A 26,287-nucleotide genomic window follows, 5' to 3' on the forward strand; every position below is an offset into this window, starting at 1 on the left:
CTTCGCACTCGAATTAAAACTTTGCGATTAAATTCGCACGTTCGATGTTACTAAGCATGATTAAATACTCTGCACCATCAGTAGATAGTGTGATCATATCGCTGCTAACAGCTACTAAGTCGCCTTTAAAATTACGACGACCATCTTGTGGAAGTTTAGTACGTACGCGTACTTCCTCTCCTTGCGCCTGCTCGTAGTGATCTTGTTTGAATAATGGACGATCAACACCAGGAGACGATACTTCCAAATCATATTCGTTTGTAATTGGGTCTTCGACATCTAAAATCGCACTAATTTGGCGACTTGCGTCCGCACAGTTATCAACTGAGATCCCATCCTCATGAGCAATATATACTCTTAAGGTAGAATGGCGACCCGCTTGCACAAACTCAAGACCATGTAATTCAAAGCCTAACATTTCTACCGCAGGCGTTAACATGGTTACTAAATCTTGTTCAAGTTTTGTCACGAAAATCCTCCATACAAACAAAAAAAGGGCTTATAGCCCTAAAATACTGTGTTTAAATTTTGATTTGATGACACTTGCCACAAATCGTAAGGTGCAGATACAACAACGCCCCGAACCAAGCGGGGCGTCACACCAATAAAGCATAAAACTGTGTGGCCTAGGGCCAAGCTTGGTTGCGGGTCAATAACCTGACCAAATTTAAACTACATAGCTTAAAACGCAAAACGCGCATTACTTAGAATGCGCGATATAAATTAGTAAGGTAATACCTACTAGTAGAATTGGTTGCGGGAGCCGGATTTGAACCGACGACCTTCGGGTTATGAGCCCGACGAGCTACCAGGCTGCTCCATCCCGCGCCAATAGATATCAAACCTAAAATTTAATATCGCTGTTAGGTGTTTTACAACACACTAAACAATGGCCGCTATTATAAGGATGTGTGGCATAATTAGCAACCATAATAAGTAATTAGTTTTTAAAAATACCAGTTCCCAAGATGCTAATTTTATATAGGCATTAGAATCATAAGCTTCACAAAACACGGTAACTTTGTATACTTGATTAATTGGGCTACATTTAAAATGCTTATGCTAACCAGTTTTAAGTGTGATTTATACACACGTAATAGCTAGAAATAACGTTAAAAAAGACAAAAGCCATACTTTAACATTGAAAAGCGTGCAGTATTTGAGCACACCGCTATAATAAAGCGTAAACAGATTTGAGAATAATAATTATAATTCACTGCGAAGAGATAATAATGAATACACAACAATCAGCATTGTTAGATAATTTAAAAATTATTAAACCGAATTTTCATGCCTTTACAGCTCGCTTCCATAGTAAATTGGCAGAATCTGATATAAAGATGGATTATCCTGCAGCGTCGCATTTTAACGAAAAAAGTTTTACTTTGTTTTGCGTGCTTGAGCGAATAGTTAAACACATAAATAAGCCATCACAGGTTGCCCCTTTTTTAGTACACCATTTAGCTTATTTAAAAAAGTCAGGCGCAACTCAAAATGATATATCTATTTTAGCTGATGCTTTTTACGATACGCTTAAAGAACACCTTGGCAGGTATTTTACCCACGAAAGCCAGGTTGCTTGGCGAGATGCGCTTAACTTTTTTGAAAAATTTGCTAACAGCACCCTATTCAATTTCTCAAACGTGATTTCGTTTCAACAGAAGATTCAGCAAAAACAAAGTAATAATTCGTAATTATAATGCTTAACCGGTTTTATAATCGGTTGAGCTCTGTCCTCTTATTACACACCACTGCATATTCAAAACGCCTATTAATTTAAACACGATGTAATGAAAGCTGCGCTCCATCATTAATACACTCATTTGACTCAACATTAATAAAGGTACATCGCTGTTTTCAGATATGCACTTTATAAATTTTATCTAGTTCTCAGCTTTATTAGGCTCTAGCACTCTGGTTTATTTATGTGCCAGTAAGTTTGATAAGGTACTTTACTACTGTATTAAATTATCAAGATCGGTTCCCCGCTCAATGACGTATATAAAAATTTGGCCATGTTATGAAAAACTATAAAACACTCAGACTCATATTAGGCGATCAACTAAACCCCTCTCATTCATGGTTTAAGCATAAAGACAATGACACTCTGTATTTAATAGCAGAGCTTAAACAAGAAACAAATTACGTAAAACATCATGTTCAAAAGTTATGTGCTTTTTTTACAGCCATGGCTAATTTTGCAAGTGCACTAGAAGATGCAGGGTTTAGCGTACTTCATTTAACGCTTGATGAAACACATGATGATGAACACCTGCCTGGTTTATTAAATCGCATAGCTGCGCACTATAATTGCTCAGCTATAGAGTACCAATATCCAGATGAATATCGATTAAAAGAGCAAATGAATCGATTTAAAAAGGACAGTACATTTCACGTAAATGCAGTTGACACAGAACACTTTTTATTACCGTTTGAGCAAATAACTAAACGATTCGCTAAAAATAAACATGTAACAATGGAGCATTTTTATCGCGCCATGAGAAAGCAATACAATATATTGATGGATGGCGATAAACCACAAGGCGGCAAATGGAACTATGACAGTAATAATCGCAATAAATTTTCAAAGACAGATTTAGCTGATATCCCGCTTCCAAAAATGTTTGATAACGATGTTAGTAGTATAATTTCTCGTTTAAAAAAACATAATGTGGGCTATTTTGGAGAAATTAAAGATGAGCTACTTCAGTGGCCAACCACCAGAAAGCAAGCTATTGAATGCTTGGAATACTTTTGTAAAAATTTGCTAAGTCGCTTTGGGCAATTTCAAGATGCGATGACAGATCAATCCAACCATAACAGCAGCTTGTATCACAGCCGCTTATCGTTTGCATTAAATGCAAAAATACTTCATCCCCTTTATGTAATTAAACGCGTATTAAATGAATATGAACAAAACCCTCAACAAATAACAATTTCACAAGTTGAAGGATTCACTAGACAAATTTTAGGCTGGAGGGAATATGTAAGAGCTGTTTATTGGGTGAATATGCCTGATTATGCAGATAAAAATCAACTAGATGCTAAGAAAAATCTACCCCGCTACTTTTGGGATGGAAACACAAAAATGAACTGCTTAAGCCATGCACTTACCCAAAGCCTTGAGACCGCTTATGCCCACCATATACAGCGACTTATGGTCATAGGGAACTTTTGCTTATTAACAGGCATGAACCCGAACGAAGTAGATAATTGGTATTTAGGCGTTTATATAGACGCCATAGAATGGGTGGAAATGCCAAACACACGAGGTATGAGCCAGTTTGCTGATGACGGTATTATTGCAACCAAGCCCTATTCTGCAAGTGGTAATTATATCAATAAAATGAGTGATTACTGCAAAAGCTGTCGATACGACGTAAAGCAAAAAATAGGTGAGAACGCGTGTCCGCTGAACAGCCTATATTGGCACTTTATGAACAAGCATAGAGATAGGTTACAATCTAACCCTAGAATAGGCATGGTTTATAAAAACTGGGATAAACAGTCATTCGATCTTCAAACACAAACTCTTGAGCAAGCGAAGCTTTATATCAAAAACATAGATACTTTATAACGTAAAAACCGCCTCAAATGAGGCGGCTAAATAATCAGGGGAAAATGTACTTTAGAAGATTATTTACCTTCTATTAGGTTGCTATTACCAATTTCAATTTTACGTGGTTTTAACGCTTCAGGGATCTCACGTTCTAAGTCAATACTTAGTAAGCCATTGGCTAAATCTGCGCCAAGTACTTTTACATGATCTCCTAACTGGAATTTACGTTCAAAGTTACGCTCAGCAATACCTTGATGAATAAATTTACGCTCTGTGTTTTCATCTTTGTTTGCTTTAGTGCCTGCAACTTTAAGCGTGTTGTTTTCAGACTCAATAGTTAACTCGCTTTCACTAAAACCTGCTACCGCCATTGTGATACGGTACTTGTCTTTATCGAGTGCTTCTATGTTGTACGGAGGAAAGCTCGGTTGCTTGTCTGTACGTGCTGCTGCGTCCATTAAAGATGCTAAGTGATCAAAGCCAATGAATGAACGGTATAGTGGTGATAAGTCTACTGTACGCATAATAATATCCTCATATTTAAGCGATATAATGTTGCTACTTTTCTTTTGAACAAGTACAACACAATTAAATTAATAATATAAATTTCAATTACTTCTGTTAAATAAAGACCCATCAGGCGTCTTCACTTAACTATTTATGGGCAGTAATTTTGTTTTCAAGTAATTAAATAAAAAAATTTTAAATAAAATAAAAAAGGCACATAACTGTGCCTTTTTTAATTCATTTAAAAATATGACTATTTAATAAACGTGCCTCGGATTGGGTAATCGTTTTCTCGTGAAAACTTAATCCCACCTAACAACTGCTCTAAATCAGGACGAACGAAAGGGCTGTTTGAAATATCGAGCATTTGCAGCTGATTTTTTTCGTTAAGTACAAAAATACCTGGCTCTGCAAATGGGTGATCAGTTTCGGCATCACTTCGTGGCTCACTAATATGTAGCCCTAAATCGGTCATTTGCTTAATGGTTAAGCCGTAGTAAATTGGAAAGTTGATATCTATTTTTTCAAAATGCTTATTAAGCTGCTCATGACTATCGCCGCTAACGGCAACAACTTCAACGCCAGCCTCTTTAAAGTCTTCATGCATTTTAGCCAGTTCATTAAGTTGCACAGTACATTTAGGACAGTGTTGACCTCTATAAACAACAATCATTTTCCAAGGGGAGTCACTTACTCTGTCTACTAAGTCTATTTTTTGCTCGTCTACATCACTCACTATTAGTGATGGCATAATATCCGCAGGCTTTAAACTAGTGTTACTCATGGCGATCTCCTTTTACTTTTCAGATTAAAAATTAATTTTGCTCTTACCCATAGACCTTAGGGTAACTTATATTAATTCAACCTGAAAAATGTAATCACAACGCTATAAATATTTAAGACCACCCCTTTATTTTTCTATAAATGGTTGAGGCACTCACTCCTAAATAAGCCGCGGCAAGAGGAATATTATCATCGCACACCTGAATTGCATTCTCGATGGCCCTTTTTTCTACCTGCCATAATGGTTCTATATCATGCACAGCCATAGGTGAAGGCATTGAGTTTGAAGAGCTCATATTCGCAGATGGCATTGACTTAGTTGATGGTACAGAAGCAGTTAAGCCGAATGAGCTTGGTAGCATCTCTCTTTCTATTACTTGAGCATCATTTATAACAACCGTATTTTCTATTACATTTTGCAGCTCTCGGATATTTCCTGGCCAATCATAATTACAAAACAAGGATTTAACGTCTTCAGAAAAGCTAATGAAACTTTTAGCGTTACTGTCACTTTTTTGTTTAAGTATGTAATCAGCTAAAAGCAATATATCGTTGCCACGTTCTCTCAGTGGTGGCAGTTTTACAGGTATAACGTTCAGACGGTAATATAGATCTTCCCTAAAACGCCCCTCTGCCACTTCAATAATCGGGTTTCTGTTTGTAGCACACACTAAACGTACATCACTGTGCAACACCTCACTACTACCTACGCGGCTAAAGATACCTGTTTGCAAAAAGCGTAATAATTTTGCTTGTAAATTAAGCTCCATTTCACACAGTTCATCTAAAAATAAAGTCCCTCCATTGGCAACTTCTACAGCACCTTTTCTGTCACTTAGAGCACCACTAAATGCCCCTTTAACATGGCCAAAAAACTCAGATTCAAATAATTCTGCAGGAATAGCCGCACAGTTAATTGCGATAAAAGGGCCTTTATTTCTGGGGCTTGCATCGTGCAAGGTTTGTGCACAGACTTCTTTACCTGTGCCACTTTCTCCCGTTATAAATACACATGCTTTACTTCTTGCTGCACTGTCAAGAAGCCTAAAAACAGTCTTCATTGCTAAAGACTCACCAACAAAGTCTTGATTTTTAGTGTTTTTATCCACAGATGGCTTTGTCTTTACTTGCTCTTTTGGAGTTAACGCGCTCTCTACTGAGCTAATTAATCGCTGTCCTGTAAAAGGCTTTTCCAAAAAGTCAAAACCGCCTAATCGCATAGCTTCTACAGCTACATCAATAGAACTGTTTGAGGTGATCATTACCACATTCGCTGGGGTTTTCTGTTTGTTAACGAACTGAAGTACTTCTAGACCACTAATATCGGGTAAACATACATCTTGCACTATTACCGCTGGCATCTCTTCTTTTATACCGACTAAAGCGGAATAACCATCAGTGAAATGCTTGCATTCATACCCAGCTTGTTCAAGCTGACTCGCATAAAGAGCCCCACTTGCAATGCTATCTTCAACAATATATACAAGCCTTTTATCATTTATATTATTCATGGTAGCTCCTTAAATCCCTATATTGTTAATGATGATTTGATACGCATCGTGGGTTTTATCTAAATTGTGCTGAATAATAAGTGCTAAGTGAAGGTTTTCTGCCGTGGTGGCGGGCGGTGAGTCGTGAAGTTGAGTTGCTAATGCTGCTAAAGGAGCTGCCCCATATAAAGCAGCTGAATTTTTTAATATATGGGTTATTTCTTTAATCTTAACAGTATCTTCGTTATCAATTGCTATTTTTATTTGTTCACTCATGGTGATTAATTCATCAATAAATAGCTTTATTAATTTAGCTAAAACCTCAACCCCGACATCTTTCTCAAGCTGAGCTAATACATTGAGCTCTGTGATACTTTTATCAACAAATTTCTCTGATATGGGCATAAAAGTCCTTTAATTTTTATTATAATAAGCTTATCTAATACACTCTATTAGCTGATAAATTTAAATATTTATATTATAAGAGTAATTTGTTTTTTGCATTTTGCAAATCACAATGAGTGCTATATTTCATGGAGCCCAAATTTCTATACTTTTAGATAAGGTTTGCGGCCTATCAAGTAGGTAACCTTGAGCTATATCACACCCTAATTGCTCTAATATTTGTAACTGCTCATTCTCCTCTATGCCTTCTGCTACAGTTTCTAAACCTAACCTTTGGGCCATCGCAATAATTGCGCTGCATAGAGTAAAATCTTCATTGTTAATAGCAATACCACTTACAAAACTACGGTCTATTTTCAAACCATCAATATCAAACTGACGCAGTAAACCAAGTGACGCATAACCAGTACCAAAATCATCTATCCATACTTTCACGCCCTCTTTGTGAAAATTCTCGAATGCTTTTGCTATTTTGGTAGGACTATGAATTAGCGCAGTCTCTGTTAACTCAACTTTTATAGCTTGTGGAGGTATGCGATGTTTCTCAAGCAGCCCCATCACTTTTGAAAACACGTCTCCATCTAAAATTTGTACTGGTGAAATATTTAATGAAATAGTCAGATCGGTCATACCTAGTTGTCGCATTTGATTTAAGTCAGATAAGCTTTGTTCAAAAATCCAATCGCCTAAGTCTAATATCATGCCAGACTGCTCTACATGAGGTATAAATTCGTCTGGTCCAACAATGCCAAACCGAGGTGAATCACATCTAACCAAGGATTCAAACCCTACGAGCTTACCTGATGCAAGTGAAACTAAGGGCTGGTAAACCATTTTAAAATAATTATTTTGCATTGCATCAGTCATGATTTGCTCAAGCTCATGCCACCTAGCTAAGTTTATTGGGTTTGTGGGTTCTAGGGTATTAAATGCATTCATTATTTGCTCCATAGTTCGACTGATATTCTACTTTAAATAGAGCAAGTTACAGACCATATTCACTGCATACCGGTGCAATTAAAAGCCATACAAATCAAACACTTAATTTATTGAAAGTAAAAACAAACTTATATCAATCTACATTTGCATTTTGCAATTCACATTGCAATGCAGTAAATCTGTTAACTGTATTGCTACCTAGGGGCTTATTAAAGAATGCTTAGAACAACAGATGAATCATATTAATTTTTTAGCAAATGATTGCGGCGACTTTATGTGCGGAGGGAGGAGATATCAGAGAGGTAAAAAAAACGCAGGCAACATAGTTACCTGCGCAAAAGTCTCAGTTTGAAAAAGTTACGTTTTCATCTCTTTTTGGAGTATCTAGGTGCTGTGCATAATTTATGTTTTTAGCGTCAAATGTTTCGCTTACAAATTGGGTATTGTCAATGTCAGATTGTAAAAACGACGTTGAATTCACATCGACTAACGGCTCAAGTGAACTTGAATCTCTCAGTATAGTAATCGTTACAACCAAGGCTGCTACAAGCAGAAAAGATAAAACCATAATCTCCGGGGTTAAAACCCAGCTGATACTTTTAGGCTGTTGTTTAGCTTTTGTATTTGTTTGCATTGCGCACCTCTTAAAATGTAAAACATTTAAATCATATTTACTTAATAGGTATATTGCGAAAGCCATACCAACTAGTGCGGATAAAACACAAAAATAATTTAATCTTTTAAATCAATGGTTTAGTGTGAAATTAAGTATTAATGAAATTTCATACTAACAATATTATCACTACTACCTCCATATTGAATTGCAATATGCAATTCATTATGAAAATTTGATTAAAAATACAACCTTTAAATACTACATAAATAACTTTAATTACTTCAAAAAGATTAGTTTTTGAGGTTTAGTAAATGTGCTTACACATTATAAATATGACTCTTATATTTATTTTAGCTTTTCCCATACCTCAGCTAATCTAACAAGTTTTAAATGCTTTGATTCAGATACATGTTGCGGTGTGTACTTCTCGAGTAAAGAAAAAAGAGTGCCACTAACTATTGGCTTAGCTAAGTAGTCATTCATTCCTGCATTGATAAATCGCTCTTTATCGCCATGAATAGCATTCGCAGTAAGCGCAATAATAGGCGTTAAAATACCAAGATCTCTTATCGCTTTTGTTGCGGAAATACCATCTAGAATAGGCATTTGAATATCCATAAAAATAAGATCTATTTTTTTACTTTTAACCATGGCAATTGCTTCTTGGCCATCATTTGCAATACTTACTTTGCAACCCTTTTGCTCCAAAAACTGCCTAATCACAATCTGATTATTAGTGTTATCTTCTGCTACGAGTACATTAAGGCCATTGAGTTCTGCAGGCTTGTTATTAAATTGAACAACCTCTTTATCTTCGCGGTTTGTATATATTATATCTAAATGAAATAGCTGCTCTTCGAGTAAACTCATAGCACGTGGTAAGTGCGATACTTTAAACGGCCCATTTATAGTTAGTACACTGTCACTTGCACTTTTTGGTAATAAACTTTTACCTTTTAAATCGATGTTAAGTAAACATGGGGTATGGAGAAAATTATACGAATCAATGCATTCACGTGTTTGAGTTAAAATTTTTGGTTCTATCAGCACAATAGCATCAGGTGGATTGTCAAATTTAGGTGTACTAGGAAATACCGCGTAGCAATCGAAAGAGATTGAGAATCGAGTTAAGGTATGTTTAAGAGCTGATTGTAGTAGTTTATTAGTGCCTATAATCCACACCTTAGGCTTTTTGCTTCTCGCTGCAAACCCTTCTCTTAAAATTGAATCAGTGGTATCTATTTTAAGTGGGTAGTTAACCACAAACTCACTACCTTTAGTAAGCTCGGAAGTAACAGAAATATCACCTTTAACAACATCACAAATTTGCTTACAAATAGCAAGCCCTAGCCCGCTTCCACCATGTTGTCGGGTTATTGAGTTGTCAGATTGTATAAAGGGCATAAACATACTTTCTATTTTACTTTTTGCTATGCCGATCCCTGTATCTTTAACCGATAGCTGAAGAGTTAGGTCATCACCCGTAATTTGCGTACACCTTAGCGTAACAGTAATAACACCCTGCTCTGTAAATTTAATCGCATTAGCTAATAAATTTATCGCTATTTGTCTTATACGTGCGTGATCACCAACTACCTGAGTTGGCACATCAGGGTAAAAATCAAAAATAACTTCAAGCCCTTTTTGCAAAGCACTTTCCGTGACAATATCTATCGCTTCTTCTATACATGTATCAATACTAAATGGTTGGTTGTCTAAAGAAATTGCCTGTGCTTCAAAGCGCGAATAGGTGAGTACGTCATCAAGAACACTAAGTAAAGCGTCAGAGCTTGTTTTAATCATTTGCGTATAACGCATCTGCTCGCTTGTTAAGCCTGTATTATGCAAAATATCAGCCGAGCCAATTACAGCATTTAACGGTGTTCGAATTTCATGGCTTATATTAGCCATAAAACGGCTTTTGGATTCGGCGAGCATTTCTGCTTGGTTTTTAGCCTCTAGCAAAATTTTCTCACCCTCAATACGCTCTTGTATATCAACAAGGGTCGCTGCGATGGAAGACAAGCTATTGTCGTAATCATTAAAGATAGGAGTTAGTGTTATTTCAGCCCAATTGTCACTGCCCTGAGCATTAATTAAACGCACATCAAAGCGGCAGATGTCGCGTTTACCCGTTTTATAGTTTGCCAAAATGCTTGATATTTTTTCTATGTCGCCTTTAGCAATAAAGTTTATTAATGGTAAACCTATGCTTTGCTTTACCTGAGAATTTAAAACCTTCTGCCATGCTTTGTTGATAAATAATAGTTTGCCATCAGTATCAAGGCGCAAAACAATATCAGGAATGTTATCAACAACAGAATGATAGTTATCTTCTGTTTCTGCCATAGCCTGCTCTGCTTTGACACGTTGTGTGATGTTAGTTTCAATTGCAATAAAATGTTTTATATCGCCAGCATCGTCTCGAACTGGGTTAGCATCAATAGCCACCCAATAGAGATTTCCGTTTTTATCATAGTTAACTGTTTCAACCTGAAAAGGTAAACCATTAGTAATTGCATGAGACATTACTTTACAGCTCTCTTTACAGGTTTTTGGGCCCTGTAATAATTTACCAGGAGAAATACCAATTACTTCATCACAAGTGTAACCTGTAAGCCTTTCAAAACTATTATTAACCCACTCTATTAAACCAAATTTATCAGTAATAATTACTAAGTTATTAGTGTGACTTGCTACAAGCGATAATCGCTTTACATATTTTTGTTGTTGGGTAAGTAGCAACTGAAAGTCTTTATGACGCTGAATATCGTATAGGGAACCAATAAATCCACTCGTTCCATCATAAACTAACCTAAGTTCAAACCAATTTGTTAATCCTGCTTCATTTTTGATTTGTATCTCTGTGCTTGGCGGCAACTTCCCTTCAAGTAAGCTACAACTATAAGCAACAAAATGCATAATATCTTCGCTATTCATTAGCTTAGTTATATTTGAGCCTATTAATTCATCCACTGAATAGTTGAGCTTGTTTTGCCAGGCCTCATTGATATAGGTAAGGTTTAAGTGTTTATCACATTCAAAAATACACTCGTCTAATATAGCTAATAGCTTTGCTTGTCGGCGATTACTATTAGACAGTTTTTCAACTAGTGCATATTGAATTTGTACTTGGAGTTCGTCATTTTTATCCATACCCTCTCCATTATTTTGTAAAAGCATGACTACTACTCACTCGCGCATACAAAGGAAAAACTTCTTCACAGTAAAACGTTTGCTCAAATGGAGTACGGCTCGATGTGCAGTCGCTTAAAATAGTAACGTTAAAGCCTAAATCAACAGCAGAACGCGCCGTAGAATCTATACAAATAGAAGTCACGGTTCCTGCTAATATAATTTCATTTACGTTATTGTTTATAAGCGTTTGAGCTAGGTGTGTATGAGTAAAAGCATTAAGTCCTCGTTTTCCTGGGATCTCATTAATTACATGTTTGTACTCTTTTAATTGATCGATAGTTTGCGCACCATAAGACCCTGATTTGAATGCTCCGGCATCAACAATTGATTTTAGTATGCCAATTGGATTTTTAAGCTCACTGTAATCTTGTGTAAAGTGGATTGGAGTATTTATAACTATCGCGAACTTTTCTGCGCAATGACTCAGTAAAGAAAGCGTATTCTCTACTACGCCAGTGACTCGTGACGACTCTTCCACCACGTCATACAAAACACCCTTAGGTGAAAAATAATCGTTTTGAAAACCTATTAACACAAGCGCGCTTTTAGATAAATCGTGCATAGTATCTCCCTATAGAGCCATTTATGAGGCAAGCTGCCAAGGTTTAATAAATTTTTCAAGTACCGCTTTTGTTACTGGTTTTTGTAAGTAATGCGTTATCCCTTTTTTAAATAACTCAGCTATTTGATCATCTCCAGTAATCCCCGTTAAAATTACTTTAGGTGTATCGTTATTGGGTGTGTTTTGACTAATTAATTGCTCAGCTACGTCACTGCCAAACATACCAGGCATACGCTCATCTAGCAGTAGTAAATCAAATGTCTCCTTTTGGGCAAGAGATAATGCACTCGCACCATTTTCAGCACACGTTACCGAGCACCCAAGCATTTCTAGCATTACCTTAGTTGCTATCTGGCTTGGCAGGCTATCATCAGCAACTAAAATTGATAAACGCGTTTGTGTATGTAGCGTGGCTAAAATAGCAATTAAGTCAGTATCAAAAAAAGGCCAGCCAAGGACTCTTTTAGAGAACTTATGTTCTTGGCTTAAATTGTTAATATCATCTATTGAACAAAGCTTGATATGATTATTTAAACTGTCATTGTTTAGCTTATTTATTAAATCATCGCCATGTAAATGTCTCAAATCCTCTAGCTGTATCGACTCTCTCGTCATACTGTTAAATAATTTAAAATTTAAGCCAAATCGGTCATGAGTGTGCGCTGACATTTTTAAGCAACTCTTAAATAACAGTTCACAATGAGTTAAAACATCTACATTTTGATTAATATCAAGCGCTAAATTTACTGACTCTTTAGTTGCTAAAAGGCCATGCACATCTAATGACGTGACTTGCTGATCATCATCAACCCAGTAATGAAAGCTTACACCTTGAATGTTAGCTTCCACTGTAAGCAAAAAGCTATTTTTTGCTGATGTTAAACCAGGTGTTAAAAACTCTTCACATTGCGCTATTATCTGCTCAGGAGAGACTTGCAAACACACATAATTGCATTGCAGCTTATTAATTAGAGTCACCGAGAAATTGCGTTTTTGGGTTACACAATATTTACCTATTACCGCTTGGATAATTTCTAAAACGTGACTGTTATTATTCATAAAGTACTCTACCTAAAATATCTATGAATATTATTCATCAAGTTATGTGCCACAAATGTACCTTTATAAAATCGCTTATTTTCATAAGCTTAATTATCAAGAGTGTGAAATGCGCCTGTTTATTTGCATATTGCAAATCAGATTGCGAGGCATAACTTAATTAATGAATTTATTAGAATGGTCTAATCGCTTTTTTTGTCTTTTAATAATTTTTTAATCGCTTAAAATGATACTAATTAAATTGAGGAGACAACTATGCTTACAGTAATTTTTGGCCGTGAAGGCTGTCCATTTTGTGTACGTGCTAAAGACGTTGCCGAGCAACTATCAAATGAACGCGACGATTTTAAATTTCGCTATATCGATATCATCAAAGAAGGTATCAGCAAAGCTGACCTTGAAAAATCAGCAGGCAAACCTTGCCCAACTGTCCCACAGATTTTTGTAGACCAAACTCACATCGGTGGATTTACAGAATTTGAAGCATACGCTAAAGAAAACCTAGGTCTTTATAAATAAGGTTTGTAGCCAACCTGTTAACCAGTTTAATAAATCAAACAATTAAACTGGTTAAATTTCGACCAACATCAATCACATACAAATTAGTTGTAATTTATACAAGCATTTGCCTCGTGAATCCTATATAATGCGCGCCTCTTTAAATTCGTTGAGGCGTATTAATGTCAGAACCAGTCACGTTTGAATCTCTAAATCTTTCTCCTGCAATTTTGAAGGCAGTTGAAGAGTTGGGTTACAAGACACCATCTGAAATCCAAGCTCAATGTATACCGTTATTGCTAGAAAGAAAGGACGTACTGGGACTAGCACAAACGGGTACAGGTAAAACAGCAGCATTTGCACTGCCATTACTAAATAATATTGACCCGTCTGTGAAACAGCCACAGATCCTTGTACTCACTCCAACACGTGAGCTTGCGATCCAAGTTGCTGAGGCATTTGAACAATATGCAAAACACACTCGTGGTGTAGAAGTATTGGCACTTTATGGTGGCCAAAGCTACAGCATTCAATTAAGCGCACTTCGTCGTGGCGCACAAATTATTGTTGCGACACCTGGTCGCTTAATTGATCACATTAACCGTGGCACTATCAAGTTTGATGCTTTACAAGCACTTGTACTTGATGAAGCCGATGAAATGTTACGTATGGGCTTTATCGATGATGTTGAAAACATCATGGAAAAAACGCCACGTGAAAAGCAAACATGTCTTTTCTCTGCGACCATGCCTAAGCAAATTCAAAACATCAGCAGCAAATATATGAATAACCCTGAACAGGTTCATATTTCTGCGCGTAACTCTACAGTATCATCTGTTGAGCAAGTGTTTTGGAATGCACACGTACACAAAAACAAAGCGATTGTTCGTTTCTTAGAAGCTGAGCAATATGAAGGTGCTATTGTTTTCGTACGTACTCGTAACGATACAGTCCAACTTGCTGAATTATTAGAGCGCGAAGGTTTCTCTGCAGCTCCACTTAACGGTGACATGAACCAGCAAGCGCGTGAGCGCACTGTAGATCGCTTAAAAAATGGCATGCTAAACGTTGTTATTGCAACAGACGTAGCAGCACGTGGTCTTGATGTAGACCGCTTAAGCTTAGTTATCAACTACGATATCCCACAAGATTCTGAAGCCTACGTCCACCGTATTGGCCGTACAGGTCGTGCAGGTCGTACTGGTAAAGCAATTTTATTCGTTAAGCATAACGAACGTTATTTACTTAAAAATATCATTCGTCATACTAAATCTGAAATTGCTCAGGTTGAATTACCTACAGCTAAAGTAGTTGAAGAAAAACGTATCAATGCATTACAAGAAAAGCTTACGCTTGCACTTGAAAACAAAGATATTACGTTCTTCAACGAAGTAGCTGCAAATATGGCTCAAAAACTTGAGCTTGCTCCTGAAGACTTAGCGGGTGCGTTATTGTGTTTAGCACAGCAACAATCACCAATTAAAGTTGAAGAAGTTAAAATTCAACCTCGCGAACGTAATGACCGCAACTCACGCAATGACCGTGGAGATCGCGGACGTCGTAACGAGCGCGGTGGCGAACGTGGTGGTGAGCGTGCAGAACGTAAACCTCGTGAACGCAACAGCCGTGATGCTGGACCTATGGATACTTACCGTATCGAAGTGGGTCGTGAGCATGGCGTACAGGTTAAAAACATTGTTGGCGCTATTGCTAACGAAGCTGACATCTCGAGCAAGTTTATTGGTGACATCCGTCTTCACGACAGTCACAGTACGGTACAGTTACCGCAAAACATGCCTAAAGATGTACTTGATCACTTCCAAAAAGTGTTTATTTGTAAACGCCCTATGGGTATGACAATTACACAAGATCAAGGCCCTGCTGAGCCACGTGGCGAGCGTTCTGAACGCCCAAGTGGTGATAAAAAGCGTAGTTTTAACAAAGACAACCAACGCGGTGATAAGCGTGGCGGTCCTCGTAAAGAACGTCGCCCAGTGAGCTTCACATCTAACTAAGCTTTATAGCTTATGTTGTAAAAAACCTTGTCATGAAAGTGCCAAGGTTTTTTTGTTTTAAAGCCACTGCTTCAGTAAAAACAAAAATTCTATAAACTAAGCAAATGCTATAATTCACGGACGAATTAAAATTGAAAAAGATTTACGACAATTTGCTATTTGTAGCAATAGTACTCCCCATTTTATTATGCATCACTATACCTATTTTAATGGACTTTACAGACCCACCATTCATCTCAAATGGACTATACGACGTTGTTTTCTTTATAACCCTCCCTATTATCTGTTGTGCAGTATTTATCTACTTAAATATACTTATATTCAATAAATATAGACGCTGCAGTAAATACAGAGAGCATATTAAATATAGTGTTTCAGATACAAAAACAAAGTTATCTCTAATCTTCGCGTACCCATTACTCCCTTTGTTAATCTATGCAAGCCTCTATTTTTTATTCTCTGTTCCTATTAAATTATGGGCTTACTACACGCAAGGCGACTATTGGTATAAGGAATATATCCTCACAGATGTACAAGAGTGTGGCACTGAGTATGAAGATAGTTGTACTCGTTTATACTTTAAAGATCCTAAAACGAATGAAATTCACGATTTTAGATGGTACGACGATAAGTCTACAATAATGAACAACAAAAACGATTATGTGTATATCGTTGGTGAGGCCAGTTTGTTTGGCTATATAGTGAGAGATTTAGAAAGGTAATTAAAACTTCCTTTTACATTGTAGTATTTTTATATAAAAACCTCACTCAAGTGAGTGAGGTTCATAAATTAGGGTTTAAGTTAAGGTAACGCCGGATAAACGTAACTCGCATCTAACCCTAACGGAATACTGAGTGCCCAATACCCTAACAAGAATATACTCCAACCAATCATAAACGCGATTGAGTAGGGGATCATAAGCGCGATAAGCGTGCCTATACCGGTGTCTTTTACATACTTTTGGCAGTACACCACAACCAATGGGAAGTACGGCATGAGTGGGGTGATAATGTTTGAGCTAGAATCTCCTATTCTGTAAGCAGCTTGGGTTAAATCGGGTGATATACCTAGTTGCATTAACATTGGTACAAAAATAGGCCCGAGTAACGCCCATTTTGCTGAGCTTGAGCCAACAAATAAATTTACAAAGCCGGTTAGAAATATAATACCCACAACAGTTACGGCGCTAGGCAGCTCCATTGCTTTTAAAAGCTGTGCCCCTTCAATGGCCATTAACGCCCCTAAGTTAGACTTAGAAAACGCAGCAATAAACAGCGCACAAAAGAACGCCATAACAATGTAATAAGCCATACCACTCATCGCGGTGCTCATGGCGTCTATCATATCTTTTGAGGTTTTAAAGGTACCGACAGTAAAACCATACACGGCACCAGGTATCCAAAATAATAAAAAGATTAACGGCACAATAGATTGCATAAGGGGCGATCTAAAATTAGTCAGTGAGCCATCGGCGCTGCGCATTACTGAATCGGCTGGGGCAGACACAAATGCAAGTAATACAAGCCCTGCAATCATTACGCTACTGGCTATAAAAAAGGCGCGCTTTTCATCACTTTTAGCTTCATCAAACGCGGGTAAGTTTTGAGTATCTTCATTAAGCGGTGTATTTTTTAAACGTGGCTCAATTATTTTGTCAGTAATATACCAACCTAGTAGCACAATAAATAAGCTCGACGCAGAAGTAAATGCCCAATTATTAAGGGGGTTAATCGACATATCGGGGTTAATAATTTGCGCCGCGCTTTGCGTAAAGCTTTGCAGTAATGGGTCTATCCCTGATGGAATAAAGTTAGCACCAAACCCGCCGCTTACGCCGGCAAATGCGGCAGCAATACCTGCTAATGGGTGTCGTCCAGCGGCAAAAAATATAACTCCCGCTAAAGGGATCACTAAAACATAGCCTGCATCGGTTGCTGTATGGCTTACAATAGCAACTAAAATTACTGACGGTGTTAGTAACTGTTTAGGCGTTACCTTTAGCATGAGCTTAAGGCCTGTATTGATATAACCCGAGTGCTCAGCTACACCAACACCTAACATAGCAACCAGTACCACGCCTAATGGAGCAAAGCCTGTAAATGTTATTACCATAGAGGATAAAAACGAAGCGAGTGAGTCGCCTTCTAATAAGTTATTTACAACGATGGCTTGGCCTGTACGTGGATCAAGGGCTTCAAAACTTACACCTGATAACCACCACGAGCATAACCAAATAAGTAACATTGCAAATAAAAAGATAATAGCGGGATCGGGGAGCTTGTTACCTACTCGCTCCACAAAATTTAAAAAGCGAGCAATGAGCCCCGAAGGTACTGCAGCTTGATTATTGTTATTCATTAATAGCTCCCAAAATAGATTTCCGTAACAATATACCATTAAGATGCAACAGTAAATTAACCAATAAATCTATTTTGGGCACAAAAAAGCGGCTTAATATATTAAGCCGCTCTAATGGATATTAGATGGATTTTAGTTAAGCAAGTGCTTTTACTTCTTCCCACAGGCGCACAACTAGTGTTTTATCTTCTTCATTGAGTTCACCATTACGGTAAGCTTTAACTAAGCTTTGCTCTACGGTTTCATTGAGCTCATCAATAGAAATTGTAAGCTCTTCTACTTCTGCATAACCTACGGCAAGGTCAAAATGACCTCGTAAATAACCGCCAGCAAACAGCTCATCATCGGTTGCTTTTATTACTAAATCATCAAAGTATTGCTGCGCAGCATCAATATAATTCACTAAACTCATTGTGTTACTTCTCCTGGTTATCATAACCGACAGCATACATAATATGGTCGTTATAGCCGGTGGTTACTTTAATGTAACCTGTTAATTCGTCGTCTAAAGTGCTGTCGCCTGTATCACAAATAAGTGGACGGCCATTCAGCGCTTGTAATTTGGTTTTAGTAGCCACTACGATAATATTGTCTTTACCTATGCTGCGAATAAGCTCAGGGCTTAATTGCTGATTACCTCGGCCAAAAATATGCCCTTGCCCACCGATGAGCGTAATAACGAGTTGAGTTGCTTGACTGCGGGTGTAATCAAGTAGTTGGTCAGCCGTTAAATCTTGCGCTATAAGGGTTTGATCTTTAATTAAATCTACGCCCAATAAAGTATTATCCAGCCCCATTTCTTGCATTATTGCTTCAACAGTTGAGCCACTACCCATAATGTAATAAGCGTCTTCATCCATTTCGCTAACCACATGCGCTGCAATATCGGCAAGCACTAATTCGTCTGTTTCTTTACCACCATTTTTAACTGCTTGTACATAACGTACCTCGCTTGGTATTTGCATTTCACCATAGCGTTTAGCTTTTACGGTGCCTTGCCTAAACGCCTCTTCGTCAATATCCATTACGTCAGCATCTGCAAGCGTAACCAGCTCGCCTTTTACTAGCATTTCTACTACGCGGCCAGCGGCTTTAGGTGTAATAGCATATACCCCAGAGTGAATTTTACAGCCTGCGGGTATGCCAAGCACGGGGACAGTATCTTCTATGGCGTGGCAAATATTGCGTGCAGTACCATCGCCACCAGCAAAGAGTAATAGGTCTACGCCTAAGCTTTTGAGTATTTTGGCTGCTGTTTCAGTGTCATTAGGCGTTGTTAGTGTATTTGCGCTATAAACAACTTCAACATTGAAACCCAGCGCTTTTGCTGCGTGCTCGCCCATATCGCTATTTACGGTGTAAATTGTAAGCAGACTTTTATAAGGTAATAGCACTTCAAGCGCTGCTTGAGTACGGCTGTTGGCCTTAGCTTGCGCGCCTAACTCAATAGCCTTTGCAGCTGTATTTTCACCGTCACTACCTTTTAAGGCAACACTACCGCCAAGACCTGCTACAGGGTTAATGATTAAGCCTAACTTAAACTGCATTTTTCAACTCCTGTGGGTGATGCCAATTAAATTGCTGAGCAGTTAATGGCCAAGGCGTATTATAAAAATTACTTAGCGCTTTTAATAGTGTATGAGTGCGTGCGTTAACACCTTGCTCTATAAATATTAAAACCTGCTGATGGACCCTAGCCTGAAAATCAAATCGGCAAGTTTGCTCACCATTTAAATTATCTACCGATACATTAAATTCAAACCCTGCGGCCTTACTGAGTAACCACTCAATGGCTTGTGGTTTTACTTCTACGTTTTCAAACTCAGCTTGCTTTTGTTTGTCTCGCCCATCTGGGCAATACCAATAACCATAATCTTCACGCTTTCTACGCTCAGCCCCTGCAATAAGCCAATGGGCTATTTCATGCAAAGCACTCGCGTAAAAGCCATGGGCAAACACCACCTGATTAAATGCAGTTGAATTATTGGCAGGCAAATAAATAGGCTCATCATCGCCTTTGACTAAGCGAGTGTTATAGCTATGATAAAAAGCAGTATCAAAAATTGAAATTAGATCAGCTATTTGGTGCATAAGATTTGGTTAATTCGTCTCGGTTATAGCGCTAAAATAGCGCATTAAAAACGAGACGAATTGTACGGGCTTTTACCTTTAAAGTAAAAGTGGTGGGACTGTTAAATATCTTTCTCTGAAGCAAACTAATATGCAGCATTCGGTTTATGCCTGAGTAATCCATGCTAACAATACGCGTCAGCGCAACACAAAATGATAATACTGCTGCGCCTATAGTGAAAACGTAATTTGATAAGTTTTAATGCAGTAACCAAATACACATTGCATATACAATACTAAAATTTAAAGAACTAAAGAATAAATTTTAGTATTGGCTAACAAGCTGGCTATTCAAGTGCTTTTTTAAAAGCCGAGTGTTACGGGTATTGGCTTTAAAAAATGCATCGAATATATCACCAAAAAATGGCACTAAGCCGCCTACAAAATCAATGAGCATATTGATAATCATTTTACTCTTTATACGTTTACTCACGCCTAAACGCTGCGCTTCTACTAGTACATAGCTTGATAAAATAAGCCCTGCCGCATCTCCTATTACGGGTATTAAGCCAATCACCGCCTCTAGGCCTATATTAAATTTAGTAAATGGAATACCAATGCTGCTATCGGTTAATTTACTAAAGCGCTCTAATCGCGCTATTGCTGCTTGAGTTTTAAGTTGTGAGTGTTCATTTATATTATCGTTCATGATTATTACCCTCCATGCTTACAGTATATAGGGCTTAGTTGAACAACTACTGAAAGGCTTTAAAGCAAATTACAGACATAAAAAAACGCGGTAGTCCGCGCTTTTTTATAATCATAAACAATTAAACAGAACCGTTAATTGGGCCATGTTCGTGGTTTACATGTGGGTTTTGCCCGCGCTGGCGCAGTAAGTGGTCCATTAATGTAATAGCCATCATCGCCTCAGCAATAGGAATTGCACGAATACCAACACACGGATCGTGACGCCCTTTGGTGATCATCTCTATTGCTTCGTTTTCAGTATTAATGCTTTTACCTGGGATAGTGATACTTGATGTAGGCTTAAGCGCAATTGAAGCGATAATATCTTGCCCTGTAGAAATACCCGCTAAAACACCACCCGCATGGTTTGATGTAAAACCTTCTGGGGTTAACTCATCGCGATGCTCTGAGCCTTTTTGCTCTACTACATCAAAACCATCACCAATTTCAACGCCTTTCACTGCGTTAATGCTCATTAGTGAATGTGCAATTTCAGCATCTAATCGGTCAAATACTGGTTCGCCTAACCCAACAGGTACATTGCTCGCTACTACTTTTACTTTAGCGCCTACTGAGTCGCCTTGTTTTTTTAGATCACGCATGTACTCGTCAAGTGCTTCTAGTTTGCTTGCATCGGGGAAAAAGAATAAGTTGTTTTCAACTTCATCCCAGTCGTAACTTTCTGCTTTAATAGGACCAAGTTGGCTTAAGCATGCTTTTACTTCAATACCATGAAACTGCTTTAAATACTTTTTAGCAATTGCACCTGCCGCTACACGGATTGCGGTTTCACGAGCTGATGAGCGACCCCCACCGCGATAATCGCGCAGGCCGTATTTATGCCAATAGGTGTAATCGCCATGACCTGGACGAAATACATCTTTGATTTTGCCGTAATCTTGCGAACGTTGGTCGGTATTTTCAATCAGTAAACCAATACTAGTGCCTGTGGTTTTACCTTCAAAAACGCCTGCTAATATTTTTATTTGATCGCTCTCACGGCGCTGCGTTGTATAACGGCTTTGCCCTGGCTTTCTGCGATCTAAATCAATTTGTAAGTCAGCCTCTGTGATCTCAAGGCCTGCGGGAGTACCATCAACTACGCCGCCTAATGCAACGCCGTGGCTCTCACCAAAGGTGGACACTTTAAATAACTGCCCTATGCTATTACCTGCCATTAACTTTCCTCATTCCTAATGACTACCAAGTAGCCGAGCACATTTGGCTCGGCCTTAAAGTTTATTTTGCAAAATACTCGTCAAGCTGTGCTTTAGTAATTACAAAAACACCTAACCCGCCTTGTTCAAACTCAACCCACTCAAACGGCGCGCCTGGATATAGTGCATCCATATGTACCATAGAGTTACCAACTTCTACAAATAACAAACCGTTATCAGTTAGATGCTCGCTTGCTTCGCTTAAAATTGTGCGAGTAACATCGAGACCATCGTGCCCCGATGCTAAACCAAGCTCTGGCTCATGATGAAATTCACGCGGTAAATCAGCCATATCTTCGGCATCAACGTACGGTGGGTTTGCCACTATTAGGTCATATTTTTGACCTGGTACACCGCTAAATACATCTGATTGAATAGGCAATACGCGTTCACTTAACATGTAATCGCTAATATTTATATCAGCTACTTCAAGTGCTTCATATGAAATATCGACAGCGTCTACTTGCGCGTCTTCAAATGCTTGTGCAAGCGCGATAGCAATACATGCAGAGCCCGTACATAAGTCTAAAATTCTATTTACCGATTGCGGCTCTTCAAGCCAAGGTGCAAATCTGTTAGCAATTAATTCTGCAAAAGGCGAGCGAGGGATCAATACACGTTCATCAACATAAAATGGCATACCCGCAAACCATGCTATGTTTGTTAAATAAGGTACTGGGGTACAATCGTTAATACGCTCGGCTATTAGCCTTGCAAGTTGATTTTTTTCTGTACTTGTTAAACGCGCGTGCATTAATTCTTTTGGCGCATCTACAGGTAAACTAAGCGCAGGAAGTAACAAGCTTACCGCTTCGTCCCATGCGTTATCGGTACCATGTCCAAAAAATATACCACTACTTGCAAATTGGCTTGTAGTCCAACGTAACCAGTCATGTAAAGTTGACAGTTCTGCAACAGCTTCTTCAAGTGTTGCTTCTTCTATTTGTAAATCACTCATATATTTTACCTGTTTTAGCTTACTGACTGTTTTAATCTTTAAGACGATTGCATTGCCTATATTGGCTGGGCAAATTACAATTGCACTTCATTTGATATTGTACCGCCTTTTGCGCTGCGTTTTTACGTTTTTTTGTTTAGGTAATAGTTATGAAAAAAGACACACCATCACAATCTTCCCTAAGCAACGACGACATAGACTTATTTCGTCTAACAATCACAGGCGCTAAGGTATTTAAACAAGATACTCATCGTTTTGATACAAAGCCTAAGGTGTCACAAGCAAAGCAATTTGCCCAGCAAAAAAAACAGGCACAATCTGAATTTTATTTCTCAGATGAGTATATTCCCGATATTGATACCCATGGCACTGTAAATTACGTAAAAGAAGGTGAAGATACCTTTTTACCTAAACAGTTACGCCGTGGTGATTTTGCTCCCGACTTGACCCTTGATTTACATGGATTAAATAAAGAAATAGCCAAAGATGAACTTGCTGGGTTAATACACGAATGTAAAAAACGCCATTATTACTGCGCTTGTGTAGTGCATGGTATTGGAGGCGGCATATTAAAGCATAAGATTCCTCAATATTTAGTGCAGCACCCTGATGTAATTGCAATGCACCAAGCACCATTAGAATACGGCGGTAAAGGCGCTGTACTTATTTTAATTAATTTACCGCAAAGCGATGAATTTAGACGTTAAATAAGGACTTAACCGGTGCATATTTTTTCAATTATATTCCCATTAATTTTTATAGTTGCACTGGGTTATAGCTGTTGCCGACTTAAATTTTTTAACGAGCAACATATAGCAGGACTAAGTAAGTTCACTTTTTATGTCAGTTTACCCGCATTTTTAATATTAAACATGTCGCAAATAAACTTGCAGCAGAGCATTAGCCCGAGCGCATTTTTAAGCTTTTACATCCCTGTTTTATGCATATTTGGGCTCGGCATTTTAATTGATCGCTTCTACTTAAATAAGCCATCCCGTAATAATGAGGTCATAAACTATCAACAGCATAGCGTATTTGGTTTAGCAGGTAGTTATTCGAATATGGTATTGGTGGGCATTCCCATTGTAATAGCATCGCTTGGTAAAGAAATGATAGCGGTTGCATTTATGATCATTACCTTTCACAGCACATTATTATTTGCCCTCACCTTTTTAATTGGCGCAAAAGGAAATGCCAAAGACTTCTCATGGTATAACTTTGCAAAAAGTATGGTACTAAATCCTATTGTACTGAGTATTGGCTGTGGTTTAGTTATAAATGTATCGGGGATAACGCTGTTTGATGATCTAGCCAAGGGAATCGATTTATTAGCAAAACCAGCTATTCCATGTGCGTTATTTGTATTAGGTGCCAATTTAGTATTTTATACAATTGCCTCAAATTGGCTGCCTGCACTTATATCTTCCATATTAAAAATACTTATTTTGCCTGCAGGTGTATTTATTGTCGCAACCTATATTTGTCAATTAGATGAACAAATAAGAAATGTACTCGTGTTACTTAGTGCATCACCAGTTGGGGTTAATGCATACCTTATTGCGAGTCAGTTAAAGCAGCATCAAGCAACACTTGCAGGAACTGTCGTACTATCTACTATATTATGTATGTTTAGCTTTACCCTTTGGTTAGCCATACTCTTGTAGTTTTACAAACCGCCAGAGACATCAATAAAGCTTCCCGTTGTAAATGAGGCATCATTAGAAGCTAAAAAGTAAATTGCTTTAGCAACTTCCTCTGCCTTACCACCTCTACCAAGCGGTAGTTTATGCTTTAAATTGTCAACTCTGTTGGGCTCACCGCCATCTGCGTGCATATCTGTATAAATCAGTCCAGGACGAACGCAGTTAACTCTTATATTTCGCGTAGCAACTTCTTTTGCTAAACCAATTGTCAATGTATCTATAGCGCCTTTTGAAGCGGCATAATCTATATACTCATAAGGTGCACCTGTTTTAGCAGCTCCCGATGATACATTTACTATACTAGCGCCACTATTCATTCTTTTAAGCGCTTCTCGACTACATAAAAATGCGCTTGTAATGTTTGTACTCAGGATATGATTTATACGCTCTGCATCCATTTCCAGTAACGTCATCTGACTTTTTAATATACCTGCATTGTTTATGAGTACATCAAGTCGTCCAAAGGTTTTATCTATAAATAAGAATAAAGCCAACACATCAGGCTCATACGATACATCAGCTTTAAATATCTCGGCTTTTGCGCCAAACATCTTTATTTTTTCTGCAACTAATAGTGCACTTGCTTGATCGGTTTTATAGTTTATACAAACACTATACCCTTGCTCTGCAAAATATAATGCTGTTGCAGCACCTATCCCACGGCTTGCTCCGGTTATAAGTACTACAGGCGGTTTCGTCATTTAGATTAAGCTTTTAAAGCCGCTACAACAGATATTTCAACGAGTAAGGCATCGCGTGCCATTTTAGCTTCTACACATGCTCGTGCTGGTGCATATCCTTCTGGTACCCACGCATCCCAGACAGCGTTCATATCGGCAAAGTATTCCATGCTTTTTACATAAATAGTCGCACTTAACATATGCGCTTTTGAGCTACCGGCTTCATTTAATAGCTGCTCAACTTTGTCGAGCATGGTTTGTGTTTGCTCTTTAATATCTTTTTGCGCATCTGCACATACTTGCCCGCACAAATATACGGTTCCATTATGTTTTACAATGCGGCTCATACGCGCACCTGTTTGAAGGCGTTCAATAGTCATTTTTACTTTACTCAATTATTTATTTAGACGTTTGCAGGTGCATTAATACTTAAATAACTACTGCGCCGGGTTTCTTCATCGTAGTTAATTACAGCAACTGCGCCTGTATTAAAAATTGGCATATTACCTGGGCTCAACTGGTCAACTAAATAGCTAACAATTGGCATATGAGAAACTACAAGCCACGTATTACACTCAGGGTGTGTAGCGATAAGGGTTTCGAGATAATCTGCGGCAACTTGCGGCTTCCCTTGTGGAATAACATCAGACGTTGTTTCGCTAAATGTAAAAGCATTATTTTTAGCTACGCCATTTGCCGTTTGCTGTGCACGAATGTAAGGGCTAACTAACAACGCATCTGGGTGGTAATTTCTACTGAGCCAAATACCCATTTTTTCGGCTTCGTCATGCCCTATCTGGGTTAAATTTCTAGCCGCATCATCAGCCTGCATTGGAGCTGCTTCACCGTGGCGCATAATTAGGATTGTTTTCATAAAAAATCAACCGATTAAAGAATATAAAACAGTAGCCAGTTTGCC

26 protein-coding genes and 1 tRNA gene are annotated in these 26,287 nt (G+C 38.1%); 6 read left to right on the forward strand and 21 right to left on the reverse strand.

The features are described 5' to 3' along the window. Positions 1-13 precede the first annotated feature (13 nt). The gene (rimP, locus tag J8L71_RS07485) at positions 14-469 is read right to left on the reverse strand and encodes a ribosome maturation factor RimP (RefSeq protein ID WP_210999980.1); all 456 of its coding nucleotides are present in this window, start codon (positions 467-469) and stop codon (positions 14-16) included. A gap of 282 nt (positions 470-751) precedes the next feature. Next, positions 752-828, reverse strand: a tRNA-Met gene (locus J8L71_RS07490). A 404-nt stretch (positions 829-1,232) separates the two neighbouring features. Between J8L71_RS07490 and J8L71_RS07495 the strand changes: the two genes are divergently transcribed. Both J8L71_RS07495 and J8L71_RS07500 read left to right on the forward strand, forming a co-directional pair. After that, positions 1,233-1,694, forward strand: a complete 462-nt coding sequence (locus J8L71_RS07495) for a globin domain-containing protein (protein ID WP_210999981.1) — start codon at positions 1,233-1,235, stop codon at positions 1,692-1,694. Between the two features lie 326 nt (positions 1,695-2,020). Beyond that, positions 2,021-3,577, forward strand: coding sequence for a cryptochrome/photolyase family protein (locus J8L71_RS07500; protein ID WP_210999982.1), 1,557 nt, complete (start codon positions 2,021-2,023; stop codon positions 3,575-3,577). Between the two features lie 59 nt (positions 3,578-3,636). Here the strand turns inward: J8L71_RS07500 and J8L71_RS07505 are convergent, their stop codons facing one another. From J8L71_RS07505 to J8L71_RS07545, 9 genes are all read right to left on the reverse strand, one after another. Beyond that, complete coding sequence (locus J8L71_RS07505; RefSeq protein WP_210999983.1) at positions 3,637-4,083, reverse strand: Hsp20 family protein; 447 nt, start codon at positions 4,081-4,083, stop codon at positions 3,637-3,639. A 236-nt stretch (positions 4,084-4,319) separates the two neighbouring features. Next, positions 4,320-4,850 (reverse strand): redoxin domain-containing protein, encoded by a 531-nt coding sequence (locus tag J8L71_RS07510; RefSeq protein ID WP_210999984.1) that lies wholly within the window; start codon positions 4,848-4,850, stop codon positions 4,320-4,322. Between the two features lie 112 nt (positions 4,851-4,962). Continuing rightward, entirely contained in the window at positions 4,963-6,360 is a 1,398-nt protein-coding gene (locus J8L71_RS07515) for a sigma-54 dependent transcriptional regulator (RefSeq protein ID WP_210999985.1), read from the reverse strand. A 9-nt stretch (positions 6,361-6,369) separates the two neighbouring features. After that, positions 6,370-6,744: an Hpt domain-containing protein gene (locus tag J8L71_RS07520; protein WP_210999986.1), complete on the reverse strand. Its 375-nt coding sequence runs from the start codon at positions 6,742-6,744 to the stop codon at positions 6,370-6,372. Positions 6,745-6,870: 126 nt separating this feature from the next. Next, positions 6,871-7,683 carry an EAL domain-containing protein gene (locus tag J8L71_RS07525; RefSeq protein ID WP_247655234.1) on the reverse strand — a complete coding sequence of 271 codons (813 nt, stop codon included), beginning with the start codon at positions 7,681-7,683 and terminating at the stop codon, positions 6,871-6,873. A gap of 343 nt (positions 7,684-8,026) precedes the next feature. Continuing rightward, the gene (locus J8L71_RS07530) at positions 8,027-8,317 is read right to left on the reverse strand and encodes a hypothetical protein (RefSeq protein ID WP_210999987.1); all 291 of its coding nucleotides are present in this window, start codon (positions 8,315-8,317) and stop codon (positions 8,027-8,029) included. A gap of 327 nt (positions 8,318-8,644) precedes the next feature. Beyond that, complete coding sequence (locus J8L71_RS07535; RefSeq protein WP_210999988.1) at positions 8,645-11,455, reverse strand: PAS domain S-box protein; 2,811 nt, start codon at positions 11,453-11,455, stop codon at positions 8,645-8,647. A 10-nt stretch (positions 11,456-11,465) separates the two neighbouring features. After that, the gene (locus tag J8L71_RS07540; protein ID WP_210999989.1) at positions 11,466-12,059 is read right to left on the reverse strand and encodes an isochorismatase family cysteine hydrolase; all 594 of its coding nucleotides are present in this window, start codon (positions 12,057-12,059) and stop codon (positions 11,466-11,468) included. 21 nt (positions 12,060-12,080) lie between these two features. After that, positions 12,081-13,118, reverse strand: coding sequence for a response regulator (locus J8L71_RS07545; RefSeq protein WP_210999990.1), 1,038 nt, complete (start codon positions 13,116-13,118; stop codon positions 12,081-12,083). 255 nt (positions 13,119-13,373) lie between these two features. Between J8L71_RS07545 and J8L71_RS07550 the strand changes: the two genes are divergently transcribed. Next, entirely contained in the window at positions 13,374-13,637 is a 264-nt protein-coding gene (locus tag J8L71_RS07550) for a GrxA family glutaredoxin (RefSeq protein ID WP_004587283.1), read from the forward strand. A 161-nt stretch (positions 13,638-13,798) separates the two neighbouring features. Continuing rightward, entirely contained in the window at positions 13,799-15,631 is a 1,833-nt protein-coding gene (locus J8L71_RS07555; protein WP_210999991.1) for a DEAD/DEAH box helicase, read from the forward strand. 802 nt (positions 15,632-16,433) lie between these two features. Here J8L71_RS07555 and J8L71_RS07560 read toward each other — a convergent pair. From J8L71_RS07560 to prmB, 7 genes are all read right to left on the reverse strand, one after another. Further along, on the reverse strand, positions 16,434-17,990 hold the full coding sequence (locus J8L71_RS07560) for an AbgT family transporter (RefSeq protein ID WP_210999992.1): 1,557 nt from the start codon (positions 17,988-17,990) through the stop codon (positions 16,434-16,436). A gap of 136 nt (positions 17,991-18,126) precedes the next feature. After that, complete coding sequence (locus J8L71_RS07565) at positions 18,127-18,402, reverse strand: YfcL family protein (protein WP_138682243.1); 276 nt, start codon at positions 18,400-18,402, stop codon at positions 18,127-18,129. Between the two features lie 4 nt (positions 18,403-18,406). Continuing rightward, complete coding sequence (locus J8L71_RS07570; RefSeq protein ID WP_210999993.1) at positions 18,407-19,537, reverse strand: ATP-NAD kinase family protein; 1,131 nt, start codon at positions 19,535-19,537, stop codon at positions 18,407-18,409. Then, a complete protein-coding gene (locus J8L71_RS07575; protein WP_210999994.1) occupies positions 19,527-20,081 on the reverse strand; it encodes an elongation factor P hydroxylase in 555 nt (184 codons plus the stop codon). Before J8L71_RS07575 ends, J8L71_RS07570 begins: the two co-directional genes overlap by 11 nt. A 304-nt stretch (positions 20,082-20,385) precedes the next feature. After that, positions 20,386-20,769: a DUF4112 domain-containing protein gene (locus tag J8L71_RS07580; protein WP_210999995.1), complete on the reverse strand. Its 384-nt coding sequence runs from the start codon at positions 20,767-20,769 to the stop codon at positions 20,386-20,388. A gap of 121 nt (positions 20,770-20,890) precedes the next feature. Continuing rightward, positions 20,891-21,988 (reverse strand): chorismate synthase, encoded by a 1,098-nt coding sequence (gene aroC, locus J8L71_RS07585; RefSeq protein WP_210999996.1) that lies wholly within the window; start codon positions 21,986-21,988, stop codon positions 20,891-20,893. 61 nt (positions 21,989-22,049) lie between these two features. Next, positions 22,050-22,985: a 50S ribosomal protein L3 N(5)-glutamine methyltransferase gene (prmB, locus tag J8L71_RS07590; RefSeq protein ID WP_210999997.1), complete on the reverse strand. Its 936-nt coding sequence runs from the start codon at positions 22,983-22,985 to the stop codon at positions 22,050-22,052. Between the two features lie 149 nt (positions 22,986-23,134). Between prmB and smrB the strand changes: the two genes are divergently transcribed. Both smrB and J8L71_RS07600 read left to right on the forward strand, forming a co-directional pair. Next, a complete protein-coding gene (smrB, locus tag J8L71_RS07595; protein WP_210999998.1) occupies positions 23,135-23,692 on the forward strand; it encodes an endonuclease SmrB in 558 nt (185 codons plus the stop codon). A gap of 15 nt (positions 23,693-23,707) precedes the next feature. Next, positions 23,708-24,649: an AEC family transporter gene (locus tag J8L71_RS07600; RefSeq protein ID WP_210999999.1), complete on the forward strand. Its 942-nt coding sequence runs from the start codon at positions 23,708-23,710 to the stop codon at positions 24,647-24,649. A gap of 2 nt (positions 24,650-24,651) precedes the next feature. On the opposite strand, the gene J8L71_RS07605 is transcribed toward J8L71_RS07600, so the two are convergent. From J8L71_RS07605 to sixA, 3 genes are read right to left on the reverse strand one after another with little or no spacing between them, the layout of a single operon-like run. Continuing rightward, the gene (locus tag J8L71_RS07605) at positions 24,652-25,389 is read right to left on the reverse strand and encodes an SDR family oxidoreductase (protein WP_211000000.1); all 738 of its coding nucleotides are present in this window, start codon (positions 25,387-25,389) and stop codon (positions 24,652-24,654) included. A 5-nt stretch (positions 25,390-25,394) separates the two neighbouring features. Then, positions 25,395-25,748 carry a RidA family protein gene (locus J8L71_RS07610; RefSeq protein ID WP_211000001.1) on the reverse strand — a complete coding sequence of 118 codons (354 nt, stop codon included), beginning with the start codon at positions 25,746-25,748 and terminating at the stop codon, positions 25,395-25,397. 23 nt (positions 25,749-25,771) lie between these two features. Further along, positions 25,772-26,242 carry a phosphohistidine phosphatase SixA gene (sixA, locus tag J8L71_RS07615; protein WP_211000002.1) on the reverse strand — a complete coding sequence of 157 codons (471 nt, stop codon included), beginning with the start codon at positions 26,240-26,242 and terminating at the stop codon, positions 25,772-25,774. Positions 26,243-26,287: the final 45 nt, after the last annotated feature.

The sequence above is a fragment of the Pseudoalteromonas sp. MMG007 genome (assembly GCF_018100985.1).
GTDB lineage: Bacteria > Pseudomonadota > Gammaproteobacteria > Enterobacterales > Alteromonadaceae > Pseudoalteromonas.

What these genes read in the sequence shown, in the direction of transcription:
- J8L71_RS07495 (WP_210999981.1), top strand. Translation starts at nt 1,233, where the DNA reads ATGAATACACAACAATCAGCATTGTTAGATAATTTAAAAATTATTAAA.
- J8L71_RS07500 (WP_210999982.1), top strand. Translation starts at nt 2,021, where the DNA reads ATGAAAAACTATAAAACACTCAGACTCATATTAGGCGATCAACTAAAC.
- J8L71_RS07505 (WP_210999983.1), bottom strand. Translation starts at nt 4,083, where the DNA reads ATGCGTACAGTAGACTTATCACCACTATACCGTTCATTCATTGGCTTT.
- J8L71_RS07510 (WP_210999984.1), bottom strand. Translation starts at nt 4,850, where the DNA reads ATGAGTAACACTAGTTTAAAGCCTGCGGATATTATGCCATCACTAATA.
- J8L71_RS07515 (WP_210999985.1), bottom strand. Translation starts at nt 6,360, where the DNA reads ATGAATAATATAAATGATAAAAGGCTTGTATATATTGTTGAAGATAGC.
- J8L71_RS07520 (WP_210999986.1), bottom strand. Translation starts at nt 6,744, where the DNA reads ATGCCCATATCAGAGAAATTTGTTGATAAAAGTATCACAGAGCTCAAT.
- J8L71_RS07525 (WP_247655234.1), bottom strand. Translation starts at nt 7,683, where the DNA reads ATGAATGCATTTAATACCCTAGAACCCACAAACCCAATAAACTTAGCT.
- J8L71_RS07530 (WP_210999987.1), bottom strand. Translation starts at nt 8,317, where the DNA reads ATGCAAACAAATACAAAAGCTAAACAACAGCCTAAAAGTATCAGCTGG.
- J8L71_RS07535 (WP_210999988.1), bottom strand. Translation starts at nt 11,455, where the DNA reads ATGGATAAAAATGACGAACTCCAAGTACAAATTCAATATGCACTAGTT.
- J8L71_RS07540 (WP_210999989.1), bottom strand. Translation starts at nt 12,059, where the DNA reads ATGCACGATTTATCTAAAAGCGCGCTTGTGTTAATAGGTTTTCAAAAC.
- J8L71_RS07545 (WP_210999990.1), bottom strand. Translation starts at nt 13,118, where the DNA reads ATGAATAATAACAGTCACGTTTTAGAAATTATCCAAGCGGTAATAGGT.
- J8L71_RS07550 (WP_004587283.1), top strand. Translation starts at nt 13,374, where the DNA reads ATGCTTACAGTAATTTTTGGCCGTGAAGGCTGTCCATTTTGTGTACGT.
- J8L71_RS07555 (WP_210999991.1), top strand. Translation starts at nt 13,799, where the DNA reads ATGTCAGAACCAGTCACGTTTGAATCTCTAAATCTTTCTCCTGCAATT.
- J8L71_RS07560 (WP_210999992.1), bottom strand. Translation starts at nt 17,990, where the DNA reads ATGAATAACAATAATCAAGCTGCAGTACCTTCGGGGCTCATTGCTCGC.
- J8L71_RS07565 (WP_138682243.1), bottom strand. Translation starts at nt 18,402, where the DNA reads ATGAGTTTAGTGAATTATATTGATGCTGCGCAGCAATACTTTGATGAT.
- J8L71_RS07570 (WP_210999993.1), bottom strand. Translation starts at nt 19,537, where the DNA reads ATGCAGTTTAAGTTAGGCTTAATCATTAACCCTGTAGCAGGTCTTGGC.
- J8L71_RS07575 (WP_210999994.1), bottom strand. Translation starts at nt 20,081, where the DNA reads ATGCACCAAATAGCTGATCTAATTTCAATTTTTGATACTGCTTTTTAT.
- J8L71_RS07580 (WP_210999995.1), bottom strand. Translation starts at nt 20,769, where the DNA reads ATGAACGATAATATAAATGAACACTCACAACTTAAAACTCAAGCAGCA.
- aroC (WP_210999996.1), bottom strand. Translation starts at nt 21,988, where the DNA reads ATGGCAGGTAATAGCATAGGGCAGTTATTTAAAGTGTCCACCTTTGGT.
- prmB (WP_210999997.1), bottom strand. Translation starts at nt 22,985, where the DNA reads ATGAGTGATTTACAAATAGAAGAAGCAACACTTGAAGAAGCTGTTGCA.
- smrB (WP_210999998.1), top strand. Translation starts at nt 23,135, where the DNA reads ATGAAAAAAGACACACCATCACAATCTTCCCTAAGCAACGACGACATA.
- J8L71_RS07605 (WP_211000000.1), bottom strand. Translation starts at nt 25,389, where the DNA reads ATGACGAAACCGCCTGTAGTACTTATAACCGGAGCAAGCCGTGGGATA.
- J8L71_RS07610 (WP_211000001.1), bottom strand. Translation starts at nt 25,748, where the DNA reads ATGACTATTGAACGCCTTCAAACAGGTGCGCGTATGAGCCGCATTGTA.
- sixA (WP_211000002.1), bottom strand. Translation starts at nt 26,242, where the DNA reads ATGAAAACAATCCTAATTATGCGCCACGGTGAAGCAGCTCCAATGCAG.